This is a genomic window from Halobellus sp. EA9 (genome assembly GCF_051195055.1).
Classification (GTDB): domain Archaea; phylum Halobacteriota; class Halobacteria; order Halobacteriales; family Haloferacaceae; genus Haloquadratum; species Haloquadratum rubicundus.
Genome location: NZ_JBNTJW010000002.1, coordinates 1 through 15,607, shown reverse-complemented (window position 1 = coordinate 15,607; position 15,607 = coordinate 1). Strand labels below are relative to the sequence as shown.

Below are 15,607 nucleotides of genomic sequence, written 5' to 3'. Positions count from 1 at the left end.
TAAGGTGTTTCGTTTTCGGTATCTAATTCGATAATTGTAACCGACCGGTGACCGGTAGGTAAAACCTCGTTTTTCCGGGTCGAAATGGGCGTTTCCTCCTTCATTTAAATACGTCTTCGAGTCCAATTTTCAGATGTGATGAGTGAAGCACCCGCCGCCGACGCCGCCGCGTCCACGAACGCCTGCCCCGAATGCGGGGGTCACCCCGAGACGGCCCGCGGAGAGACCCTCTGTGGTGACTGCGGGCTCGTGCTCTCGGAGTACCGGATCGACCACGGCCCGGACTGGCGCTCGTTCGACGACAGCGACACCGACCCGAAGCGGACGGGCGCGCCGCTGACGCGCTCGCGCCACGACCGCGGGCTGTCGACCGAGATCGGCCGCTCGACGCGCGTGAAAGGTCGGAAGCGGCGCCGACTCGCTCGGATGCGCCGCCAGCACAACCGCGCGCGCATCGCCTCGAAGCGGGAGCGCAATCAGGTGTACGCGTTCACCGAGATCCGGCGGCTCACGGGCGCCCTGTCGCTTCCCGAGCGCATCCGCGACCACGCCTGCTCGCTGTTCCGCTCCGCGCAGTCCGAGGATCTCCTCCGCGGCCGCTCGCTCGAGGGGTTCGCCGCGGCCGCCGTCTACGCCGCCTGCCGGATCGCGCGCGTCTCGCGGACGGTCGACGAGGTCGCCGACGCCGCGAAGGCGACGAAGGCCGAACAGACGACCGCCTACGACGCGATCAACCGCGAACTCGGCCTCCCCGTCGGCCCGATCGACCCAGCGCAGTACCTGCCCCGGTTCGCCTCGGAGCTGGACCTCGTCGGCGAGGTCGAACGGCGCGCCCGGGAGTACGTCGACGAGGCCGCAGAGCGGGGCCTCTCTGTCGGTCGGAACCCCAGCGGCGTCGCCGCGGCCTGCCTCTACACCGCCGGTCGCGATCTCGGCGTCGGACTGACGCAGCGCGACGCCGCCGACGTGGCGGGCGTGACCCCGGTGACGCTCCGCTCGACGTACCAACAGCTCCGCGAGGAGTGAGCGGCAGCGAGTCGAAAGCGACGTCGAAAACGAGTTCTCAGACGCGTTTCGTCCGCCGAACAGCGTCGGCGACGGTCGTGACCGCGCGGGCGGCCCGCGTCGACGGTGCTGACCGGACCACCGGCCCGAACGACTCGACGGTCTGCCCCACGCGCGGATCGGCGGGGACCGTCACGGCCGGCGCGCCGAGGACGTCCCTGAAGGCCGCCTCGGGCGGGTCGTCGACGGCGCGGTTGATCACGACCGCGACGAGTCCGGCGCCGAGTTCGCGGGCGAGTTCGCGGGAGCGCACGGCGTCGGCGAGCGCGTAGGCGTCGGGTGAGGCGACGACGACGCAGGCGTCCGCGACCGCGAGCGGCACTCCGGCGTCGGCTTTCATCCCCGCGGGACAGTCGACGACGACGTCGCCGTAGGCGGCCTCGACCGCCCGGAGCGCGCTCTCTAATTCGGTCACGTCGGCTGCGCGGGCGCCCGCGAGCGAGCGGCCGCAGGGGAGGAGCCGCACGGGGCCCGTCTCGCGGACCGCCTCGATCGGATCCGCGCGCCCGGCGAGCACGTCGTGGAGGTCGGGACCCGGTCCGGTCGGGAGGTCCGCCATCCCGAGGTCGGCGTCGACGACCGTGGCGTCGAGGGCGGCCCCGAGTTCGATCGCGAGCGTAGACTTGCCGACGCCGCCCTTTCCGCCCGTGACGGCGAGGATCACCGGCCCGCCTCCGTCGCCAACTGAGGCTCGGACGGCCCCGCCGCGCCCTCGGTCAGCGCCGTCGCGACCGGCTCGGGATCCGCGGCCGCCGCCCGCGACAGCAGGCGCTCGACGCGTTCCAGCGCCCCGCCGAGCGCCGTCGTGTCCGCTCCGAGCCTGTCGGGGAGCGCCGCGACGGCGTCGGGATCGCCGCAGTCTTCGAGAACCGACGCCGCTTCCGCCGCCGACGCGTCGGTCAGCCGCTCCGCGCGCTCGACGCGCGCCTCGACGGCATCGAGCCACGCGGCGACCGAATCGGGGAGGGTCGGATCTGCGTCGTCACGCGGACCGTCGTCCGGGACCTCTGTGAAATCGACAGACTCCACGGAGCCTGTGGGCACCGCGTCGGCGGGCGGAACCGCCCGCCCGAGATCGCGGACGGCGGCAGCGACGTGGCCCGTGTCTTCTTCGTTTCCGCCGTGCGACGGGCCGAGAAGCTCGACCGCGACGGGCGCTTCGGATTCCTCGACGACGCGCGGACAGGCGTAGCCGACGCCGAGAGAGCCGTTCGCCGGGAGCGTGCCCGTGAATCCCCCGTCGTCCCACCCATCAGCGGGGACGCCCTCGGTCCGCGGCGGCAGAACGGGTCCGTCGAGTCGGTTCCGGAGACGGACGCGAAGCGGCGCATCGACGTCGCTGTGGAGTTCCACGCGGACGAGCGTCACCGCCCGGACGACGTCGGACGCGGCGGTGACGTCGACCGGCGGGCGCTCCGAGACGGCCGATTCGGAATCGAGCGATTCCGGCGGCGGATGGATCTGCATACGGCGCCTGGCCGCGGGTTCGGATATAAACTCCCGGTCGGATTCAGCAGATCACGAGCGGCGCGGCGAGGAGCGCCGCCGTCGCCTCCGCGCCCCCGAGCCGCGCGACGACGTCGGGCGCGACGATCACCGGGGCCCGGACGGGTGCGAGACGGGCCGCGGCGAGCGCGTCCGCGAGCGCCTCCGGCTCGTCGGTCGGGGTCCGGTCCTCGCCGGGACCGGCGTCCATCCCTGCGATCACCCGCCGACGGGCGGTCGCGAAGTCGTCTTCGACCGCGGCGACGCGAGCCGCTCTGACCGCGCGTTCCTCGTTTCCGACCCGGTCTTGGAGTCGGAGCCGCGCCGCGCGCCGATCCCGGACGGACCGGGCACGGGCAGTCAAAAGCGACAGGCGTTCCTCGGCGGCGATCCGCTCGGTCGCGACCTCCGAGAGCCGGCGCATCGTCTCCGACAGCGACGCCTCGGCGGCGGCGAGCGCCTCCGCGGTCGCGTCGGTCGCCTCGGCGTCGCGGAGTGCGGTGACCCGCCCGCGGATCGTCGCGACGCGCTCCCGCAGTCGCTCGGTCTCGGTGCCGACCTCGGCGGCGCGACGGCGTGCCTCCCGGAGTTCGGCGGCCTCGACGGGCGCGGACGGCGCGTCGCGGAGGGCCCGACGAGCCGCGGTGAGAGACCCGTCGTGACCGGTTTCGACGCCGCGGGCGGCCGCGACGGCCGCCAACGCGGAGCGACGATCGATCCCGGCTTCGGCCGTCAGAAGTGCGACGTGGGCGTGCGCGGGACCCGGCGCGGGCGCGTGGATCGCCGGAGAGTCGGTCGGCACCGGACCGCCGGCCCGGACGGCGTCGACGAGGGCGCGACGCGGCGGCCTCTCCGGCCGATCGCGGAGGTCGACGACCGGCCCAGAAAAGCGGGACCCGTCCGCGAGGAGTACCTGGAACGTCTCGTCGGCGTCGCGCGGATCGCCGTCACCGCTCACAGCTCCCGCTCGCGCATCGCGTCCGACGGCGGGTGGTCGGTCCCGGCCGCGAAGCGGTCGTACGGCGTGCTCGGCGATTCCCGCCGCGCGTAGGCGACGGCGGCCTCCCGAACGCCTTCGGGTGCGTCGGCGAACTCGTTGAACGGCTCGGTCCGCTCGACCTGCACGTCGCCGGCGTGCCGCTCCCGGAGCCGACAGGCCAGGAACGCGCCGTACTCCGTCTCGCGCAGCAGCGCGGCGCGGCCGAACCGACGGACGACGGTCTCCTCGTGGGCTCGACACGCGTTCCGCAGCGCCTCGCGCGCACGGCGCGAGTAGGTCACCACCAGCAACACGACTACCTCGCGGTCCACGCCGGGTGATAAAAGTCTACTCACACCGGCGAGACGTCGACGTCGAGCGATTCCGGCTCGGCGTCGAGCAACTCGGCGATCCGCTCGCGCGCGGCGGTCTCGCTCTCGGCGACGACGACGAGCCCGTGCGCGCGGCCCTCCCCCGTCGCCTGATAGGCCCGTACGTCCGCTTCCGTCTCGAAGTCGGTCGCGTACGTCCGGAGGATCGTCACGACGCGCTGTTCGGTCGCCGCGAGGTCGGCCTCGCCGGACTCGAAGTCGCCGAGCGCCTCTTCGATGTTCCGGAGCGCGGAGATGCGGTCCATCTACGTCGTCCGGAGGTAGTCCTGCCGAGGCTCGTAGAGCTCGCCCTTGCGCTTTAGGTTCTCGATCTCACCTTCGGCCTTCGACTCGTCGAGTCCCAGGTCGGCGGTCGCGCGCTCGATCACCTCCTCGACGGGCGCGCCCTCCTCGTACTCGTCTTCCAGTTCCTCGATCAGGTGCTTGATGTTCTTGATCCGGTCCCGCTGGTTCTTCGAGGTGCCGGTCTCGACGATGTCGGCGTCGAACTCGCCCGTCTCGGGGTCCATCCCGATGTCGCGGAGACACGACTCGACGATCTCGGTCACGCGGACGGCGTCCTCGCGCTCGACCGTATCGGAGAGGCGGAGCCGCGCCGACGCCTCGGAGAGCCGGACGAGCGCTTCGAGCTTCCGCGCGGTCACCGGCACGGGGGCGTCGTCGTCGGCGCCCTTCGCCCGGAAGTCGACGTAGAAGTCGCGGATGACCTCCTTCGCCTCCTCGGTCATCGTCGGGTAGCAGTTGCGCTTGGCGTAAGCGATGTACTTCCGGAGGAGCTCGGCGTCGATCTCGGGGGTGACCTCCTGGGTGGCGCTGTCGACCTCGTCGTCTGTGAACTCCGAGCTCGGGACCTTCGACTTCTGGGTGTGGAGCTCGCCCGCGTAGTTGGTGTTGATGATGTGCTCTGCGAGCTCGGCGTCGGACTCGGGATCGGGGTCGTCGGTGACGGTGAAGATCAGGTCGAACCGCGAGATGAGCGCCGGTTCGAGGTCGATCTGCTCGCCGATCGGCTCGTACTGATCGAAGCGGCCGTACTTGGGGTTCGCCGCCCCGAGCAGCGAACACCGGGATTTGAGGGTGGCGTTGATTCCGGCCTTCGAGACGGAGATGGAATTGTGGAGGACGACGCCGCCGCTGACGAACGTGTTCGTCGGCTCGACGGTCACGTCGTAGACCCACTCGCAGCCGTGCTCTCCCTCGTTCGGCACCGTCTCGACGTCCCGTACGCGGTAGTAGCGGAGGTCGCACTGAGATTCCAGTGCGTCGATGCGTCTCTCCGCTTCCGTAAGTGCGTCTTCGATCGCGCCGACAGCGTTCTTTCGCATCTCTGCTCGTCGTGCGGCGGTGTAGCCGCCGTCTTCGGCGTAGTGGACGGCGCTCGTCGTCGCCGCCGGGAGCCGCTCGGCGAGCTGTCTCCCCGACCAGCCGACGAGTTCGCGAGCTTCGGCGAGCGTCGAGACGTCGTCGAGTCCAGCTCGGATCGTCTCGGTCCGCTCGCGAAGCGTCTCTAGCTCCGTTTCGACAGTGCTGATCTGGACGCCGTATTCCTCATCGAGAGCCGCTCTGAAACGACCGTCGAGCGGGATCCCGAGGAGGCGTTTGAGCGAGCGGAGTTCCCTCGCGGCGCTCGTCGGGAGGACGTCGTGATGGCGTTCCGTCTCGTTGCTCCGTTCGACGAACTGCCGGGCTTTCTCGTAGCGATCGTCGGCCGGTTCCACGACCGCTTCGACGAAGCGCTCCGTGGAATCGCCCATCACGTACGTCTTCCAGGAATCCTCGGCCTCGTCGTGGTGGATCCGGGACGCCACGCCGATCTTCAGAAGCGCGTCGGCGTAGTCTTCGGCGAGGCCCGGAGAGGCGGTCGAGAAGGACATCGCCTCGCTTTCGACGCCGCCGTCGCCGGCGAACGCGCCGACGAGGAAGCGCCGGATCTCCTCTTCGGAGGCACCGAGGACGGCCGCCGGCATCCGCTTCTGCCGCGAGTTCTCCGTCACTTCCGGGAAATTCGACTCGAACCACCGGTAGAGCTTCGTCGACACCCACCGCTTCGTGGTCGTCCCGGCGCCGTTGACCGCGTCCGTACCTTCCAGACCGAAGAGGTCGCCCATCAGCTGATCCATCCGGTCGAGGAGCCGTTCGTCCTGGTTCGAGAACCCGATCTCGTGGGTCCGGCCGCCGGAGTAGGAGTGTGCCTCCGCGGTCAGAAATCCGAGCACCTCCGCGAGATCGGGCGACATCTCGTTCGGGAGATCGACGTCGCGCTCCTTGCCTCGGTGCTCTTCGTCGGCAAGCGGCATCGGTGCCGCCGAATTCGGGAGTTTCCGTGGTGCGGGGACGAAATCTCCCTCGGAGATGTCGGCGGCGTCGACCGTTCCGACCGCGCCCCCGTCGTCGACGAACATCGGGTGTTCCGGTGTGACCGTCACAGAGCGTCCGTTCGAGAACGTGACGCGGACGAACTCCTCGGGCGCCTCGTGTCGGCTCACGCGGTCGACTCCGACTTTTTCGACGTCGTTCGCGTCGAGATCGACCGTGTGGACGCCGACGTCGTCGACGGGGAGGATCTCGCAGTCGACGCCGTCGACGACGTCGTCGGCGCGCTCGTCCATCAGGGAATCCACGAACGGGCCGATCTCGACCCGGCGGCCATCCGATAGGAGAATCTCGGAGTCCGGGTGGTAGGACTGCTGTTCGAGCGCTTCGTGCATCGCGCTTCGATCCTCCGATCGCATCTTATCGAGCTCGTCGACGGCCGCGATCCCCTTGTCAGCGAGGACGAGCGCGCCGGCTTCGAGCGTCCACTGCTGTCCGTCGCCGAAGTCGTCGCGGACGGCCGCGGCGGTGAGCCCCGCCGAGGAACTCCCTTTCCCCGACGTGTAGACGGATCGTGGAGCAATATTGCGAATGTACTGGAGCATCGCGGAGTTATGAGAGACGATGTTGTTGGAGAGGTACGAGTGCGTTCCCGCTACTTCGAGGTCGTAGACCCAGTCATCTTCGGGGGGCTGACTCTCGATCGATTCGATCCGATCCCAGCGGATGTCGTTCTCCACCAACGTCCGGAGATGCTGAACATCAGGCGAGACTGAAAGGGCCTCGTCAAGCCGGTCCAAGAGGACGTCAGTGCCGAGAGCGACCCGCCCACCGTCGGGGACGGCGCCAGTCCGTTCGTAGTAGCTTACGGTGGTCTGTTCGACGCCCATCCCGGTCGCGAGTTCCTTTTGGGACACGTTCAGCGAGCGTCGGACGGATTCGATCTGTTCCCACGAGTGCGTCTCGAAGTCTTGTTTGATCTCTTCGAGTTGCTCGATGCGCCGGTCGAAGGCGTCGAGGACAGATCTGAGTGAGTCGCGGCTGGGATTTCGATCGCCCCGTTCGTAGTGCTGATATGTTGTCCGGGGAACCCCGCAGTCCGATTGCGACAGGGCGAGTGACTCCCGTATGTCTCGGAGTGTGTCCCCGATTCCGGGCACGATATCGACATTCGTGTTTCGATGCTGACTAGAATGTGTCCGTGCGGCATCCAGTTTGCGTTCGGTGACGAATCCGACGGCGTCGACGTACCGCTGGAATGCGTCGCCGCTCAGCCGGAGTCGATAGCTACCGTTTCGACGGGGCTGGATCGAGGGAGCGATGTCCAACGACAAGAGGAGCGATCGGACGTCCTCCAGCAGGTCACGACTCATCGAGGCGACGGTCAGTTCCCGTTGTGTCTCCGAGACGTGCCCCTCCGCATCGACGTAGGCGCGGACGAATTCCCGCTTGGTTTCGGCGGTCGCACTCTTGATGGGATCCGGAACGCGCTGCCCTGCGGACCGGTCCAGAATCGCGGGTTCGAGCCGTTCGAGGAAGCTAACGAACTCCCCAGAATTGCACCGAACGACCCGTGCCTGTTTGTTCTTGCGGGAATCCGAGACCGAGTAATTCACTCCGAGCGACTCGAATCCGGACGCGGCGTCGGACAGGATCTCGTCGTCGTTGTTAGTGATTCGGACGCTACCCGTATGGTCGTCGCGCGACTCAACGTAGCCCTCGGCGACGATGTAGCCGATGAGTCGAGCAAGCGAACGCGTCCACGAGTCGGGTAAATCGAGCGAAACCGCGTTCGGCGATTTCGAGCGTCGGTACGTGACGTCGAGTACGTCGTCGCCGTCGGTCGGGACTGTTCGCGGCGTCGCGATAAACTGGTCTTCAGCTAGCTCCTCAGCTTTTATCGCGTCGAGGTTCCCGTTAGACTGAACGAACAGCGGATGCGACGGGGTTGCGGTCAACTCTTTTCCGCTCGCGGTCCGGATTCGATACATCTTCTCGGGCGCTTCCCGCTTCCAGACCTTCGTCGCCCGCCGCGTCGTGAGAGAGCCGTCCGCAGCCATCGATGGAACGTCGATATCGACGGTGTCCCACACGCCGTCATCGACGGGCTTCGGATCGTCGAGGTTGTCTTCGACCAACTCTCGAATCGGTATTTCGGATCCGTCAGCGAGCGTGACGAGCGTATCGCCGTCGACGCACTTCCCGGTCCCGGGGTCCCCGATGAGAAGCATATGCAGGTCCCCGCGGATGCGCGACCCGTCCGGGAGGTGTTTGGTCACACCCGAGAAGAGCTGCAGGATCATCGCGAGCTTCTCCTGCTCGTAGCCGTAGATCGAGGGCGCGACCGAGGCGACCATCTTCTCGTAGATGTCGGGCTCGTTCGAGAGGTCGACGATCTCGGCGACGTCCTCGTCTGTGATATCCATATCCTCGAACTCCTCGTCTTCGATCTCCACCGAGACGCCGTCCATGTAGAGGTCGAAGATGGGCGTCTTCTCGTTGCCGGAGGTCTGCTGTTCGATGTGGAGGACGCCCGTGACGGTGACGTGGTCGCCCGCGGTCACCTTCCCGGTGACGTCGTCTTCGAGGTCGATGTCGATGCTCTGTGGCGTCTCGCCGCCCCGCAGGCCCTCGGGGCTCTCCTGGACGCGCACCTTCTGGGCGTCGACGAACTCCGACTGGTCGAAGTCGACGTGGAACGGCCCCTGGCGCTCGCAGCCCTGGCACTCGTGGGGGTCCTGGAAGCCGCTGTCCGATTGCGGAATGTAGGTCATCGTCCCGCAGCGCTGGCACTCGAAGGCGGCCTCGGTGATCTTCGGCCGGACGTCGGTGGCCTTGCGGACGATCCCCTGGACGGCGATCAGGCGCCCGATGTGGTCGTCGTGGACCCGGATGTCACGGATGTCGACCGTCTCGGGGAGCCCGCGGAGGCGGACGTGCGCGCGGCCCAGTTTGACGTCGGCGGGGAGGTCGTAGAGGCGCAGGGCCTCTTCTGCGTACTCGCGGATCTGGTCGGGCTGCTTGCGGTAGTCCTCGGCGAGCTCGGTGTCGAACTTGTAGAGGTCCTCGTAGTCGACGTAGAGCGAACGCTGCTCGTTCGGGTACTTCTGCGCGAGCGTGCCGATCTCGTCGCGGTAGTACTTCCGGTAGAACTGGATGAACCGGTCGGTGAGGTCGCGCGAGTCTTGGGGGGCCTGGGCCATCGCACCGGAGTAGGGACCTCACCGGGTAAGAGTCTTCGCCACCCGCGGCGGAAGTGATCGGTCGGGACTCACAGCGACACGTCGGTCTCGATGTCCTCTGTGGCCTCGCGCAGGCCGTCCTCGCGGGCGTCCGCCGCGAGCCGCGTCGAGAGGTCCGCGTCGGTGAGCAGTTCCACGAAGGCGTCGCGGAAGCGGTGGCTCGCGCGCCGGGAGGCGAGGTCGGCCGCCGCGACGCGGCGATAGCGGCGGACCGTCTCGGCGTCGGGCGCGGAGTCGACGCCCTCCGACGCCGCGAGCGATTCGGCCAAGTCCGCGTCGTCGACGTCCGCGCCGGTCCCGACGCCGCCCTCGTCGCTCGCCCGCGACACGAGCGCGCGGAGCCGCTCGTAGGGGAACGAGGCGTCGCGGTCGGCCGCCGCGACGAGGTGGAGGTCCATCCGCGCGCGGAAGACGTCGTCCGCGTCTGCGTCGGCGTCGAGCGACGCCGCGAGCGCGGCGTCGGCGTCCCGTGACCACGACTCCGGTCCGGCGCCGGTCGCCTCGGGATCGAAGAAGCCGCGGACGACCTCCCGGAGGTCGGCCGTCGACAGCGACGACGCGAAGTCGTAGCGCTCGCGCATCTCCTCGACGAGTTCGGTCAGGCGCTCGTCGACGGTCGCGTCGTCGGCGCTCGACAGCGACCCGCGCGGGTCGGACTGGGACTCCGTCACGGTCTCCTCGCCCGTGGTCGACACGAACAGGTCGCGGAGTTCGGCCGTCTTGTCGTCCATCGGGCGGCGATACGCCCCGCGGACGTACAAAGATTGTCGTCGGAGGCGCGGCCCGATGGGGCCCCTGACCATCGTCGCCCGTTCGTAAACCGAACGATTCATACGAGTTTACGAGACACGGAAGAGTATGTCGATAGAGACGGAGTCGGTCGAACTCGTCGGCGACGATGTCGTCGGCAACGTCGCGCGGGCGGCGTTGTTCGCGGCGCTCACCGGCGCGTTCGCGTACGTGTCGTTTCCAAATCCCATCTCGCCCGTCCCGGTGAGCCTCCAGGTGCTCGGGGTCTTCCTCGCGGGGATCTTCCTCGGGCCGGTCTGGGGCGGCGTCTCGCTCGCGTTCTACCTCGCCGCGGGGGCCGCCGGCGCGCCGATCTTCGCGGGCGGCTCCGCCGGCATCGCCCCGCTCTTGGGCTACACCGCGGGCTACCTCTGGTCGTACCCGATCGCCGCCGCGCTGATCGGCGCCGTCGTCCACGGCACCGACGACCTCGCGGACCCGAAGAACGTCGGGACGGCCCGGCTCGTCGCCGGGATGGTCGCCGGCACCGTCGTGATCTACGCGCTCGGCACGGTCGGCTTCTCGGTCGTCCAGAACGTCGGGCTCGTGGAGGCGTTCCTCGTGAGCGCCGTGGCGTTCGTGCCGTTCGAGGCCGTGAAGATCGCCGCCGCCGTCGGCGTCGTCCGGAGCGACGCGGCCGCCGCGGCGTGAGACCGGCCGTCGACGTGCGGGGGTGACGCCGTGATCCGCACCGAGGACCTGGTCCACCGCTACGGCGGCGTCGTCGCGGTCGACGGCGTCTCGATCGAGATCGGGGACGGCGAGTGCGTGGTGCTGGCGGGCGCGAACGGCTCGGGCAAGACCACCCTCGTCAGGCACTTCAACGGCCTCCTCGAACCGGATTCGGGAACCGTCGAAGTGAACGGCCGCGCGGTCGGCGAGGACCTCGTGGCCGCCCGGACCGCCGTGGGGATGGTGTTCCAGGACCCCCGGGACCAGTTCGTCGCGGCCACGGTCGGCGCCGACGTCGCCTTCGGCCCCGAGAACCTCGGCCTCGACCGGGAGGAGATCGACCGGCGCGTCGGCGACGCCCTGACGGCGGTGAACCTCGCCGGCCGCGAAGACGACCGCGTGACCGACCTCTCGGGCGGGGAGCGCGAGCGCGTCGCGATCGCGGGCGCGCTCGCGATGGAGCCCGACCACCTCGTCCTCGACGAGCCGTTCACCGGCCTCGACGCGCCCGCCCGCCAGTCGGTCCTCGATCGGCTCCGCGCGCTCTCCGATACGGGCACGAGCGTCGTGATCGTGACCCACGACCTGCGCGACGTCCTCGACCTCGCCGATCGGGTGGTCGCGATGTCGGCGGGGCGCGTCGTCGTCGACGACGACCCCGACGCCGCGCGAGCGGCCCTTCCCGACTACGACGTGCGGGTGCCCGAAGCAGAGCGCGGAGGCACTGACGCGCGGAGCGACGGATGCTGAGCTACCGCCCCGGCGACTCCCTCGCTCACCGGCTGGACCCGCGGACCAAGCTCTGCTGCCAGGCGGCGTTCGCGGTCGCGGCGTTCGCCCACACGACGCCCCCCGGGCTCGCCGCGCTGACAGGCGTCGCCGCCTTTTTCCTCGTCAGCGGCCGCGTCTCGCCGATCCGCGCGGTCCGCGGCTACCTGCCCGCGCTTCCCTTCCTGGTCGCCGGGCCGCTCGTGGCGACCGTCGGCGTCGACCTCCGCGGGTGGACGGTCGGCCTCGATCCCGGCGCGGCCGCCGGCCCGCTGCTCGCGAGCTATCGCGTCCTCCTGCTCCTCCTCGTGTCGGCGGCGTACCTGGAGACGACGCCTGTCCGCGACTCGCGGGCGGCGATCCAGCGGCTTCTCCCCGGCCGGATCGGACGCCTGCTCGGCGTCGGCGTCGCGCTCGTGTTCCGGTTCGTGCCGCTCCTCCGGGCGGATCTGAGTCGTATCCGGGAGGCCTCGCGGGCGCGGCTGGGCGACGAGCGCCGACTGCGAGAGCGGATGCGGGTCGTCGCCGCCGCGGGGATCCGGCGCGCGTTCGGGCGCGCGGACCGCCTCGCGCTCGCGCTCCGCGCGCGGTGTTTCGCGTGGAACCCGACGCTCCCGGCGCTCCGGTTCGAGCGCCGCGACGTTCTCGGGCTGGGCGTGGCGGGCGCGCTGGCGGCGTCGGCGCTGCTCTGACGCGGATCGCGGCCATTGCAGTCACCGGCGAACGAGGCCGCCTATGACTGCTCGTACTCCTTCTCGAAGCCGCGGAACTCCGTGCGGTGGGCCTCCTCGTCGGCGAGAACCGTCACCGCGAGGTCCTCCGTGACGGGATCGTCAGCGTCCTCGGCGGCGGTGATGAGATCCCGGTAGGTCGCGATCGCGTCCTCCTCGGCGTCGAGGACCCCCCGGATGACCGAGAGGACGTCCGTGGTGTCCTCGGGCGGCTGGAGGCTCGCCTGAGTCGCCTCGAACGCGGCCGAGCCGGGCGGGTGCTCGTCGAGCTGTTTGAGCCGATTGCCGAGCTGCTCGGCGTGGGTGAGCTCCTCCTGGATGTCCTGCTGGAGGGACTCTTTGATCTCCTCGGCGCGGACGCCGTCGAGGACGATCGAGTTCGAGAGGTAGTTCATCACGGTCTCGATCTCGTCCTGATACGCCTTCTGCAGCAGCCGGACGACTTCGTCGGACATAGCGTCCGTAGTTCGGCGGGCGGCGGCAAGATACTATCGACGATCGGAGAAGTTCGGGGTGCCGGATCCGCGGACGGGGATCGTCAGGTGGTCAGGAGCGCGAGGCGTCGACGTCGATGGCGTCGACCGGGCAGATGTCGACACACAGCATGCAGTCGATGCACTGGTCCTCGTAGGTCGGATCGACCTTCCGCTCCGATTCGGGGTGGTCGGGCGTGTCGACCCAGGTGAACACGTCGACCGGGCAGTTCTCCAAGCACGCGCCGTCGGCGATGCAGATGTCGTAGTCGACCGCGACGTGGGTGCCGTGGATGCCCAGTTTCTCCGGCGGGTCGACGGGGCCCCAGACGTCGACCCCGTTCTCGGTGTCGACCTGCTCGCGGTTGCTGTCGAAGTTCGGATCGATTCCCATTTGCCGCCCTTTCTCCCGACGGGAGGAAAACGGCGTCGGTGTCGCGGACGGCCGATCGAAGCGGGTCGAGGCCGTCGGTCTGGACCTCTCGCCCCCGACGATTAACACCCGGCCGGCCGACGCGGACGTATGGGACGGGTCAACGAAGCCGACCTCGACTGGAGCGAGACCGAACGCGAGACGACGCACTTCCGGCGCAAGGAACTGGGCGCCGGGACCGACGTCTCCGACCTTGGCGCGAGCCTCTATGAGCTCCCGCCGGGCGGGTCGTCGTGGCCGTACCACTTCCACACCGGAAATGCGGAGGCGATCTACGTGCTCTCGGGCCGCGGGACGCTCCGGACGCCCGACGGCGAGGAGCCCATCGCGGCGGGCGACTACTGCGACTTCCCCGCCAGCGAGGACGGCGCCCACCGGCTCCGCAACGACGGCGACGAGCCGCTGCGCTTCCTCGCGGTGTCGACGATGCGGGACCCAGACGTGACGGTCTACCCCGACTCGGGGAAGATCGGCGTCTACGCGGGCTCGCCGCCCGGCGGCGATAAGAACGAGCGCGTCGTCGCGGGCTACTACCGCGAGGACAACGACGTGGACTACTGGGAGGACGAATCTTAGCCGCGACAGAGCGGGCCCGGCGCTACTGCGCGGGCGCCTCTCGCACGCGACGGACGTGCGAGGTGAAGTTCTCGAAGAGCCGCTTCGTCCGGCAGGCGGCCTCGTAGTTGTCCCGGTCGATGCCCTCCAGCACGGATTGGATCCGCTCGTCGGGCAGGTCCTTGCCCTTCGTCACCGTCGCGGCGGTGTCGCGGTCGTACTCGGGGTGGAACTGGACGCCCCAGGCGTCGCCGCACCGGAAGGCGTGGACTCCGTAGTCGTTCTCGGCGAGCAGTTCGGCGTCGGGCGGGAGTTCGGTGACGACGTCCGAGTGGGTCGTGAAGGCCGTGAACGACTCGGGGATGCCCTCGAAGAGGTCGTCGTCTTCGAGTTTGCGGATCTCCCGGTAGCCGATCTCGTACTCGCCCATGTCCTCGACGCGGCCGCCGAGCGCCGACGCGAGGACCTGGTGGCCGTAACAGACGCCCAGAATCGGGAGGCCGCGCTCGTGGGCCGCGGCGACGTAGTCGACGAGCGGCCGGATCCAGTCGCGGTCCCAGTAGACGGAGGTCCGCGAGCCCGTGATCACGACGCCGTCGAAGTCGAAGCCCGCCGGGCGGTCGTTGTCCGTGACGTCGAACTCGACGAGGTCCGCGTCGAGTTCGCGCCGGAAGTTCCGCCGGGTGTGATCGCTCTTCGAGGCGTCGAGGAGGGCGAGGCGTGGTCGGTCGCGTGCCGCAGTCATCGTCTGGTCGAGGCGACGCGGAGGGAAGTGGCTTGCGCCGATAGCGCCGAACGGATCGTGTCTTCGAGAGTATACGATATATGTTCTTTCACTAGGAAAAGAAGTCGACCACAAACTCAAGCTACTGCGATGAGTAGGGTGCTAAATCTATCTAATCTAACATATAAAACTGACAGAAAAAGTGATTTATGTCATACAGTTATCTCCAGAAATATGGGTGAAAAATGTCTTCACTGCGGTCAGCGCTTCTCGAGAGACATCTGGTCGTGTACGAAGTGTGGATGGCCGCGAGAAGTCTGTCCGGAGTGCGGTTCCGACGTGGGACGGGAAGACAAGGTGTGCGCGGAATGCGGCGCCGTCCGGCAGCGTGCCTGCGAGGAGTGTGAGAGCCTGATCGACGCGACGAAGAGCCAGTGTCGGTAGTTCCCATTGAGTCAGCTGATAGTCACGACTGACGAGGTTACGTTCGCAGAAAGCGTCTGGATGGATGTTGTGAACTTCCTATACCATCCAGACACTGTTCTTACGGCCTCTGACCTTGAAACCTTAGCGCTTGATCTGCTCGCAGAGATTCCGATCCCCGGAGTCGAAGGCTGCGGCTTCGACTCCGGGATCATCCGTCAAACGATTCTGCAAGCCGCTGTCGATCAGAAGTCCATCAAAGCCGTCACCGACACCACTCGTGGAACCTACTCCGACGATTACACTCTCAAACAACTGCACACCGTTCCAGCGGATGATCTCGAAGCCGCCGTCAACGCCATCTTCGCTCAACAGGCGGCGATGATCCTCGGCCCCGGCCCGAGGATCATCTGCCTCGACTTCGTCGATGTCCACTACCACGGCTGTCCGCACGCTGATGCCGGGGAACTCTGCCACACCAAACCACGCGATGGCACCAGCAAGTGCCATCGCTACCTCGCTGGATTCGTCCTCTGTCGAGCTAAACCACTTGTCGTCGCAGT

At 68.4% G+C, this 15,607-nt stretch carries 17 protein-coding genes; 6 read left to right on the top strand and 11 right to left on the bottom strand.

All coding sequences use genetic code 11. The annotated features are described in order from the left end of the window. Positions 1-138: 138 nt before the first annotated feature. Positions 139-1,026: a transcription initiation factor IIB gene (locus ACQUQ0_RS02925; protein WP_435183065.1), complete on the top strand. Its 888-nt coding sequence runs from the start codon at positions 139-141 to the stop codon at positions 1,024-1,026. 37 nt (positions 1,027-1,063) lie between these two features. On the opposite strand, the gene ACQUQ0_RS02920 is transcribed toward ACQUQ0_RS02925, so the two are convergent. From ACQUQ0_RS02920 to ACQUQ0_RS02890, 7 genes are all read right to left on the bottom strand, one after another. Then, positions 1,064-1,729, bottom strand: a complete 666-nt coding sequence (locus ACQUQ0_RS02920; RefSeq protein ID WP_435183064.1) for a MinD/ParA family ATP-binding protein — start codon at positions 1,727-1,729, stop codon at positions 1,064-1,066. Continuing rightward, the gene (locus ACQUQ0_RS02915; RefSeq protein WP_435183063.1) at positions 1,726-2,532 is read right to left on the bottom strand and encodes a hypothetical protein; all 807 of its coding nucleotides are present in this window, start codon (positions 2,530-2,532) and stop codon (positions 1,726-1,728) included. The genes ACQUQ0_RS02920 and ACQUQ0_RS02915 overlap by 4 nt, the downstream gene beginning before the upstream one ends. A gap of 43 nt (positions 2,533-2,575) precedes the next feature. Next, positions 2,576-3,508 (bottom strand): hypothetical protein, encoded by a 933-nt coding sequence (locus ACQUQ0_RS02910; protein WP_435183062.1) that lies wholly within the window; start codon positions 3,506-3,508, stop codon positions 2,576-2,578. Further along, positions 3,505-3,843 carry a hypothetical protein gene (locus tag ACQUQ0_RS02905; RefSeq protein ID WP_372391494.1) on the bottom strand — a complete coding sequence of 113 codons (339 nt, stop codon included), beginning with the start codon at positions 3,841-3,843 and terminating at the stop codon, positions 3,505-3,507. Before ACQUQ0_RS02905 ends, ACQUQ0_RS02910 begins: the two co-directional genes overlap by 4 nt. 38 nt (positions 3,844-3,881) lie before the next feature. Then, entirely contained in the window at positions 3,882-4,166 is a 285-nt protein-coding gene (locus ACQUQ0_RS02900; protein WP_435183061.1) for a hypothetical protein, read from the bottom strand. Next, the gene (locus tag ACQUQ0_RS02895) at positions 4,167-9,437 is read right to left on the bottom strand and encodes an LAGLIDADG family homing endonuclease (RefSeq protein ID WP_435183060.1); all 5,271 of its coding nucleotides are present in this window, start codon (positions 9,435-9,437) and stop codon (positions 4,167-4,169) included. Between the two features lie 68 nt (positions 9,438-9,505). After that, the gene (locus ACQUQ0_RS02890; RefSeq protein WP_435183059.1) at positions 9,506-10,207 is read right to left on the bottom strand and encodes a conditioned medium-induced protein 4; all 702 of its coding nucleotides are present in this window, start codon (positions 10,205-10,207) and stop codon (positions 9,506-9,508) included. Between the two features lie 127 nt (positions 10,208-10,334). Here ACQUQ0_RS02890 and ACQUQ0_RS02885 point away from each other — a divergent pair, with 127 nt between their 5' ends. The 3 genes from ACQUQ0_RS02885 to ACQUQ0_RS02875 are packed head-to-tail and all read left to right on the top strand — an operon-like array spanning position 10,335 to position 12,397. Continuing rightward, positions 10,335-10,916: a biotin transporter BioY gene (locus ACQUQ0_RS02885; RefSeq protein WP_435183057.1), complete on the top strand. Its 582-nt coding sequence runs from the start codon at positions 10,335-10,337 to the stop codon at positions 10,914-10,916. Positions 10,917-10,946: 30 nt separating this feature from the next. Then, positions 10,947-11,687: an energy-coupling factor ABC transporter ATP-binding protein gene (locus ACQUQ0_RS02880; RefSeq protein ID WP_435183055.1), complete on the top strand. Its 741-nt coding sequence runs from the start codon at positions 10,947-10,949 to the stop codon at positions 11,685-11,687. Then, the gene (locus ACQUQ0_RS02875; protein WP_435183054.1) at positions 11,681-12,397 is read left to right on the top strand and encodes an energy-coupling factor transporter transmembrane component T family protein; all 717 of its coding nucleotides are present in this window, start codon (positions 11,681-11,683) and stop codon (positions 12,395-12,397) included. The genes ACQUQ0_RS02880 and ACQUQ0_RS02875 overlap by 7 nt, the downstream gene beginning before the upstream one ends. Positions 12,398-12,438: 41 nt before the next feature. On the opposite strand, the gene ACQUQ0_RS02870 is transcribed toward ACQUQ0_RS02875, so the two are convergent. Next, positions 12,439-12,891 (bottom strand): ferritin-like domain-containing protein, encoded by a 453-nt coding sequence (locus tag ACQUQ0_RS02870; RefSeq protein WP_435183053.1) that lies wholly within the window; start codon positions 12,889-12,891, stop codon positions 12,439-12,441. A gap of 91 nt (positions 12,892-12,982) precedes the next feature. Continuing rightward, the gene (locus tag ACQUQ0_RS02865; RefSeq protein ID WP_435183052.1) at positions 12,983-13,303 is read right to left on the bottom strand and encodes a 4Fe-4S dicluster domain-containing protein; all 321 of its coding nucleotides are present in this window, start codon (positions 13,301-13,303) and stop codon (positions 12,983-12,985) included. Between the two features lie 129 nt (positions 13,304-13,432). Between ACQUQ0_RS02865 and ACQUQ0_RS02860 the strand changes: the two genes are divergently transcribed. Beyond that, on the top strand, positions 13,433-13,918 hold the full coding sequence (locus ACQUQ0_RS02860; protein ID WP_435183051.1) for a cupin domain-containing protein: 486 nt from the start codon (positions 13,433-13,435) through the stop codon (positions 13,916-13,918). 22 nt (positions 13,919-13,940) lie between these two features. Here ACQUQ0_RS02860 and ACQUQ0_RS02855 read toward each other — a convergent pair whose 3' ends face one another. Further along, positions 13,941-14,642, bottom strand: coding sequence for a type 1 glutamine amidotransferase (locus tag ACQUQ0_RS02855; RefSeq protein WP_435183050.1), 702 nt, complete (start codon positions 14,640-14,642; stop codon positions 13,941-13,943). A 129-nt stretch (positions 14,643-14,771) separates the two neighbouring features. Here ACQUQ0_RS02855 and ACQUQ0_RS02850 point away from each other — a divergent pair, with 129 nt between their 5' ends. Further along, the gene (locus tag ACQUQ0_RS02850; RefSeq protein WP_435183049.1) at positions 14,772-15,065 is read left to right on the top strand and encodes a double zinc ribbon domain-containing protein; all 294 of its coding nucleotides are present in this window, start codon (positions 14,772-14,774) and stop codon (positions 15,063-15,065) included. Positions 15,066-15,188: 123 nt separating this feature from the next. Here ACQUQ0_RS02850 and ACQUQ0_RS02845 read toward each other — a convergent pair. After that, positions 15,189-15,607, bottom strand: a 419-nt coding sequence (locus ACQUQ0_RS02845) for a hypothetical protein (protein WP_435183047.1), incomplete at its 5' end; no start/stop codon positions are given.